The organism is Rhizobium sp. PDO1-076, from assembly GCF_000247475.1.
Classification (GTDB): Bacteria; Pseudomonadota; Alphaproteobacteria; order Rhizobiales; family Rhizobiaceae; genus Allorhizobium.
In genome coordinates this window covers 20,356-27,632 of sequence record NZ_AHZC01000395.1, presented here as the reverse complement: position 1 = coordinate 27,632, position 7,277 = coordinate 20,356, and the positions used below count along the sequence as shown (strand labels likewise).

General features: G+C 60.7%; 4 protein-coding genes and 1 pseudogene. 2 read left to right on the top strand and 3 right to left on the bottom strand.

The genetic code is table 11. From position 1 onward, the window contains the following. Positions 1-335: cupin domain-containing protein (locus tag PDO_RS20200; protein WP_007606251.1), on the bottom strand; the 335-nt coding region annotated here is incomplete at its 3' end. A 100-nt stretch (positions 336-435) separates the two neighbouring features. On the opposite strand from PDO_RS20200, the pseudogene PDO_RS20195 reads away from it, so the two are divergent. Further along, positions 436-1,179 (top strand): annotated as a pseudogene (locus PDO_RS20195) (SDR family oxidoreductase). 75 nt (positions 1,180-1,254) lie between these two features. Here the strand turns inward: PDO_RS20195 and PDO_RS20190 are convergent. Beyond that, positions 1,255-1,608, bottom strand: a complete 354-nt coding sequence (locus tag PDO_RS20190; protein ID WP_037074838.1) for a hypothetical protein — start codon at positions 1,606-1,608, stop codon at positions 1,255-1,257. 15 nt (positions 1,609-1,623) lie between these two features. On the opposite strand from PDO_RS20190, the gene PDO_RS20185 reads away from it, so the two are divergent. Then, a complete protein-coding gene (locus PDO_RS20185) occupies positions 1,624-2,280 on the top strand; it encodes a class I SAM-dependent methyltransferase (RefSeq protein WP_007606238.1) in 657 nt (218 codons plus the stop codon). Positions 2,281-2,588: 308 nt separating this feature from the next. Here the strand turns inward: PDO_RS20185 and PDO_RS20180 are convergent, their stop codons facing one another. Continuing rightward, complete coding sequence (locus tag PDO_RS20180; RefSeq protein ID WP_141649964.1) at positions 2,589-7,244, bottom strand: beta strand repeat-containing protein; 4,656 nt, start codon at positions 7,242-7,244, stop codon at positions 2,589-2,591. Between the last annotated feature and the right edge of the window lie 33 nt (positions 7,245-7,277).

Here is a 7,277-nt window from a genome sequence, read left to right as displayed (position 1 = left end):
ATGCGAACGCTAGACGGGCCGTCCTGCCGACCATGGCGAACTTCGCCAGTTGCTGTTACCGCGACATGGGGATCGATGAATTCGGGAATGACGGGCTCGAAGCCTGAAATCGTGAAGCCCGGCGTCGTCGGCAGCAGAACAAAATCACCCGCGTTGAGTGTCAACTCAGCCTGCGCATCTACAGCCAGGCGGCAAGAACCTTCGATCACGATGGCGAAACTCGGGTGACCGAAATCGCCGTAACGCACACCCCAGCGCCCGGCGCCGCTGATGCCCTTGGTGAAGACGGCCTGCGGCCGCAGCAGTCCGATAATATCTGAAAGAGGATCAATCATACTTGGACTATTGCAAATAAAATTCGGACTTACAATCGTATATAGTCCTATTGGAACGAGCTATCATGGATTTATCGGAACCCCAACAAGGAGATAAACCATGAAAACCATACTGATCACCGGCTGCTCTTCGGGCTATGGCCTTGAGACGGCTCGTTACTTTCTTTCGAAGCAATGGAACGTCATCGCAACCATGCGCACACCGCGCGAGGGCATCCTGCCTCCTTCTGAAAACCTGCGCGTTCTGTCCCTGGAAGTGACGAATGAAGACAGTATCGCCGAGGCAGTCAAAGCCGCGGGACCAATCGATGCGCTGGTCAACAATGCCGGCATCGGCGTTGTGGGAGCCTTCGAAGCAACACCCCTGTCTCACATTCGGAAGGTTTTCGACACCAACACCTTCGGCGTGATGGCCATGACGCAGGCCTTTATCCCGCAGATGCGCAAGCGCCGGTCAGGCGTGATCGTCAACGTGACGTAGAGTGTGACTCTGGCCCCCATGCCATTGGCCGCGGCGTATACCGCCAGCAAGCAGGCCATCGAGGGCTTCACGGGCTCGCTCGCTCACGAACTGGGGCACTTCAACATACGTGCAAAGCTGGTGGAGCCCGGTTATGCGCCGACCACGCAATTTGCCCAGAACACTTCAGTACCGGTCGAAGACCTCATTCCGGAGGATTATGCCGCCTTCGCAGCTCCGATCTTCGATGCCTTTGCACAACCGACCCTGACCACCAGAGAAATCGATGTCGCTGAAGCGGTGTGGCGGGCGGTCAACGACAGCACCGGCAATCTACGGTTCCCGGCCGGACCGGACGCGGTTGCACTCTCCCGCGCCGCGTAACAGCTGCTTCGCGCCAGCCTCGACCTATCACGAGGTTGGCGCAACTAATTTGTTTCGATTAAAACTCTATAGTGATTACAATACAATAGCGGCACCCAGTTTCATCTCGTCCGGCGCACCAAAGATTTCATTATCCATACCGGGGAGTTGCCGGGCTCTTGATTGACCGACGGTCCAGGTTTCGGTCGTGTTGAACCACGGCTGCGTGTAGCCCGAAGTTGCCCCAAACGAGGCGATTGCCGGCATATTTCTGGACACCGCGCCAATAGCGTAAATCGAGACGACGGCATCAGATTGCCTCCAGTCTGACTGATGCCAGATCGGTTGGCACAAGGGTTCATTGTCGATATCATCAAGCCATACCATTGCTGCCCAACGCTCGGCGCAGACATCAATGCGATGCTTCGGCTTTTGAGTTTCAACATTCATTCAGGGAGAGTCTTCATGCAGAGAATTCTCGAACCTGAGATCATGGCAGATGCCGAGCAGTCGCTCGGCTATGCCGATGCGGACTTTTCCATTTCCAATCAATCGTTTGTCGACCATGTCCTGTCGAACGGGGTACATACCCTGCATCATGTCATCGATATTGGCTGCGGCCCCTGCGACGTCATGGTCAGGCTGGCGGATGCCTGCCCGGATATCCACATCACCGCGATCGACGGCTCGGCGGCGATGGTCGATCTGGCCAGAGAGGCCGTGCGAGCGTCGAGCCACGAATCCCGGATAGCGGTCATACAGGGATACATTCCGGGTCTTCCTCTTTCTGAGTACGGTTTCGATGCCGTCCTTTCGAAAGACCTGCTGCACCACTTGCCCGACCCAATGGTCCTGTGGAGTGAAATACAGCGATTGGGACAGACGGGCGCTGCAGTCTATGTGATGGACTTGATCAGACCGGATACGCCACAAGACGCGGACGACATCGTCGCGAAGGTGGCACCCGACGCGCATGCGATTCTGCGTCAGGATTTTTACAATTCACTATGCGCCGCATTCACGCTCGATGAAGTCAACGCACAATTGCAACAGGCCGGCTTGCTGCTGCAGGTACGACATATCAGCGACCGTCACATGCTGATCGCCGGCGTTTTGCCGTGAAGCTGTTCAGCCGCCATCGAGCGCCGGTCGATGATGAACGATCGATCCCGGTCACGCTTCTGATCATATGGCGAAAGCGACAGTCAAGATAAACTGCGCTGCGAGCTATGCATCGCCAAGGCGTGGTAGGTTTCGACAGGTATTGCCAATCGGCGCCGATCGCGATGCGCCTCGGTCCCTGCTTGTAGTCCCCATACGCACAATGCCGCCCCTTCGGTTGAAGCGGCGGCATTTTCTGTATGCTTTGAAGATGTGCTTGTCAGTGTCTGCTGTGTGAGTCGGCGCGGCTTTCGCCGCGCCGGTTAGGATCAGAGATCCTGGTAGGCCGAGATGATCGCGGCAATCTGATCATCGTTGAAGGCTTGGATCTGCGTGGTGGTGAAGGCCTGCAGCTGATCGCTGGCGAGGCTGTCGATGTCGTCGGTCGACAGACCGGCCAGGGCCTTGACGTTGATGGCAGCGATCTCGTCTGTCGAGAAGGTTGCGATCTCGTCGGTCGACAGGGCCGAGATGGCGGCCGAGCCGAGCGCTGCGATCTGCGTCGAGTTCAGAGCGGCGACCTGATCCGAGTCCAGGGCTTCGACCTGAGCGGAAGACAGGGCACCGACAGTCTTGGTGCCAAGCGAACCGATCTGGTCCGTTGTCAGGGCCGCAACCGTATCGGTGGTCAGGCCGGCGATCTGTGTCGTGCTCAGGGCGCCGATCTGGCCAGAGGTCAGGACGGCAACCTGATCAGTCGAGAGCGCGCTGATCTGGCTGGAGGTCAGGGCAACGACCTGGGTCGTTGTCAGGGCGACAACCTGGTCCGTATCGAGGGCGGCAACCAGATCGGTCGACAGACCCGCCAGAGCCTTGACGTTGATCGCTGCGATCTCGTCCGTGGCAAAGAGCGCGATGTCATCCGTGCTGAGTGCGCCGATGGCAACCGAACCGAGCGCCGCGATCTGGGTCGATGTCAGAGCCGCAACCTGGTCGGTGCTGAGCGCATCCACCTGGGTCGAGGTCAGGGCACCGGCCGTCTTGGAGGTCAGTGACACGACCTGGTCAGTGGTCAGCGCCGCAACCTGGTCGGTCGAGAGACCGGCAACCTGCGAAGTGCTGAGCGCGCCGATCTGGGCCGAGGTCAAGACGACGACCTGATCGGTGGTCAGCGCACCGAGCTGAGTGGAGCTCAGTCCGAGGACCTGTGCCGTTGTCAGGGCTGCGACCTGGTCGGTTTCGAGGATTGCCACCGCGTCGGTCGAGAGACCCGACAGAGCCTTGACATTGATCGCTGCGATCTCGGCTGTCGAGAAGGTGACGATGTCGTCGGTCGCCAGGGCCGCCAGGTCTTCCGATCCGAATGCTGCGATCTGCGTGGCGGACAGTGCCTCGACCTGCTCGGAGCTCATCGCTTCAAGCTGGTCCGAAGTCAGGGCACCAACCGCCTTGGCTGTTAGCTGCGTGACCTGATCGGTGGTCAGAGCCGCGACATTGTCGGTCGAGAGACCGGCAACCTGCGTCGAGCTGAGAGCGGCGATCTGGCCCGAGGTCAGGACAACGACCTGGTCGGTGGTCAGCGCACCGATCTGGCCTGTGCTCAGGGCAACGACCTGGGCCGTGGTCAGAGCGGCAACCTGGTCGGTTTCGAGTACAGCGACGGCATCCGTGGAGAGGGAAGCCAGAGCCTTGACGTTGATGGCAGCAACTTCAGCGGCCTCGAAGAGGACGATGTCGTCGGAGCTCAGGACACTGATGGCAGCCGAGCCGAGCGCACCGATCTGGGTCGATGTCAGGGCCTGGATCTGGTCAGATGTCAGGGCATCGACTTGGCTCGAGGTCAGGGCAGCGGCCGTCTTCGAGGTCAGGGCGACAACCTGATCCGTTGTAAAGGCGGCAACCTGGTCGGTCGAGAGACCAGCAACCTGGGTCGAGCTCAGCGCAGCGATCTGACCCGAGGTCAGAACGACAACCTGGTCGGTGGTCAGGGCCTGGATCTGGGTCGACTTCAAGGCTGCTACCTGGGCCGTGGTCATTGCCGCAACCTGGTCGGTTTCGAGCACTGCAACCGCATCGGTGGTCAGACCCGCCAGGGCCTTGACGCTGATGGCAGCAACTTCAGCAGCCTCGAAGAGGACGATGTCGTCGGAGCTCAGGGCACCGATTGCTGCCGAGCCGAGAGCACCGATCTGCGTGGATGTCAGCGCGGTAATCTGGTCGGACGTCAGGGCATCGATCTGCGAGGATGTCAGGGCTGCAGCGGTCTTGGAGGTCAGGGCGACAACCTGGTCCGTTGTGAAGGCGGCAACCTGGTCGGTCGAGAGACCAGCAACCTGTGTCGAGCTCAGGGCTGCAATCTGGCCGGTGGTCAGAACGACGACCTGATCGGTGGTCAGGGCCTGGATCTGGCTGGACTTGAGCACGGCGACCTGGGCGGTCGTCAGCGCTGCAACCTGATCCGTTTCGAGGATCGCAACAGCATCGGTCGTCAGACCGGTCAGCGCCTTGACGCTGATAGCTGCGATCTCGTCGGTCGAGAAGGTGGCAATCTCGTCGGTGGACAGTACGGCCAGATCTTCAGAGCCGAGGGCAGCGATCTGAGCCGACGACAGGGCTTCGACCTGTTCGGAGCTGAGGGCTGCGATCTGGTCGGTGGACAAGGCAGCCACGGTCTTCGATGTCAGCTGGCTGATCTGGTCTGTGGTCAGAACCGCAACATTGTCGGTCGTAAGGCCGGCAACCTGCGTTGCGCTCAGCGCAGCGATCTGGCCCGAGGTCAGCACCACGACCTGGTCGGTCGTCAGCGCGCCGATCTGGGTCGACTTCAGGGCGGCCACCTGACCCGTCGTCAGCGCAGCTACCTGGTCGGTTTCGAGCACTGCAACCGCATCGGTGGTCAGACCCGCCAGAGCCTTGACGCTGATGGCAGCAACTTCAGCGGCCTCGAAGAGGACGATGTCATCGGAGCTCAGGGCGCCGATTGCTGCCGAGCCGAGAGCACCGATTTGCGTGGATGTCAGCGCGGTAATCTGGTCGGACGTCAGGGCATCGATTTGGCCCGAGGTCAGGGCCGCAGCGGTCTTGGAGGTCAGGGCGACAACCTGGTCTGTCGAGAGAGCTGCAACCTGGTCGGTCGAAAGGCCGGCAACCTGTGTCGAGCTCAGGGCTGCGATTTGACCCGAGGTCAGAACGACGACCTGATCGGTGGTCAGGGCCTGGATCTGGGTGGACTTCAATCCGGCGACCTGCGCAGTGGTCAGCGCTGCAACCTGATCGGTTTCGAGGATTGCGACGGCATCGGTGGAGAGACCGGTCAGCGCCTTGACGCTGATGGCTGCGATTTCTGCGGTCGAGAAGGTGACGATGTCATCGGTTGAAAGGGCCGCGAGGTCCTCGGAGCCGAAGGCAGCGATCTGGGCCGAAGACAGCGCCTCGACCTGTTCGGAGCTCATCGCCTGCAACTGGGCAGATGTCAGGGCGCCGACGGCCTTGGATGTCAACTGGGTTACCTGATCGGTCGTCAGAACTGCAACATTGTCGGTCGAAAGGCTGGCCACCTGTGTGGAGCTCAGGGCCGCGACCTGTGCAGAGGTCAGCACGACGGTCTGGTCGGTCGTCAGGGCACCGATCTGGGCGCTCTTCAGGGCAGCGACCTGGGTGGTCGTCAATGCAGCGACCTGGTCGGTTTCGAGGATGGCAACGGCATCCGTGGACAGCCCGGCCAGGGCCTTGACGCTGATCGCAGCGATTTCATTGGTTTCGAACAGAGCGACGTCGTCGGTGCTCAGGGCGCCGATGGCTGCGGAACCGAAGGCGGCGATCTGGGTCGACGTAAGAGCGGCAACCTGGTCGGTGCTGAGCGCGTCAACCTGCGTCGAGGTCAGTGCGGCAACAGTCTTCGACGTCAGTGCAACAACCTGGTCGGTGCTGAGGGCTGCAACCTGGTCGGTCGAAAGACCGGCAACCTGCGTGGTGCTCAAGGCGGCGATCTGGCCCGAGGTCAGGACCACAACCTGATCGGTCGTCAAAGCCTGGATCTGGGTGGACTTCAGGGCGGCAACCTGGGTGGACTTCAGGGCTGCGACCTGATCGGTGGACAGGATCGCAACATTGTCGGTCGACAGGCCGGTCAGTGCCTTGACGCTGATGGCAGCCACTTCAGCGGTGCTGAACAGTTCGATATCGTCAGTGCCGAGAGCGCTGACGGCAGCGGAGCCGAGCGCGCCGATCTGTGCCGACGTCAGTGCAGCCGTCTGGTCGGTGCTCAGAGCCGTAACCTGTGCCGAGGTCAGGGCGCCTGCAGCCTTGGTGCTCAGGGCGGCAACCTGGTCTGTGGTTAGGGCAGCAACCTGGGTGGTGGAAAGGCCTGCGATCTGGCTCGTGCTCATCGCACCGATCTGACCGGAGGACAGAATGGCGACCTGATCGGTCGTCAGGGCAGTGATCTGGGCAGACTTCAGGGCTGCAACCTGGGTTGACTTGAGGGCTGCAACCTGGTCGGTGGAAAGGATGGCGACGTTGTCGGTCGAGAGACCGGCGATGCCCTTGACGCTGATGGCGGCAACTTCAGCCGTTGTGAACGACGCGATATCGTCCGTGGACAGGACGGCGATGGCTGCCGAGCTGAAGGCGCCGATCTGCGTGGATGTGAGCGCAGCAACCTGGTCGGAAGTCAGGCCGTCGACCTGTGCGGTGCTGAGTGCTGCGATCTGGGTGGTTGCGAGACCGGTGATCGTGGAGGACTCGAGGACGGCAATCTGGTCCAGGCTCAGGCCGACAATGGAGGCGGCAGACACTGCGCCAAGCTGGGCTGTGGTGAAGACCGCGATATCGTCGGTTTCAAGTGCATGAATCTGGGAAGACGAAAGCGCCTTGACCTGCGCTGTGGACAGCGCAGCCACATCGTCCGTGGTCAACGATGCAATGGTGGTGGTGGAGAGATTGCGTATTTGGCTGGTTGTCAGTGAAGAAACGATCGAAGTCATGGACGCGCCCCTGTGGTGTTGACCGATTGCCCT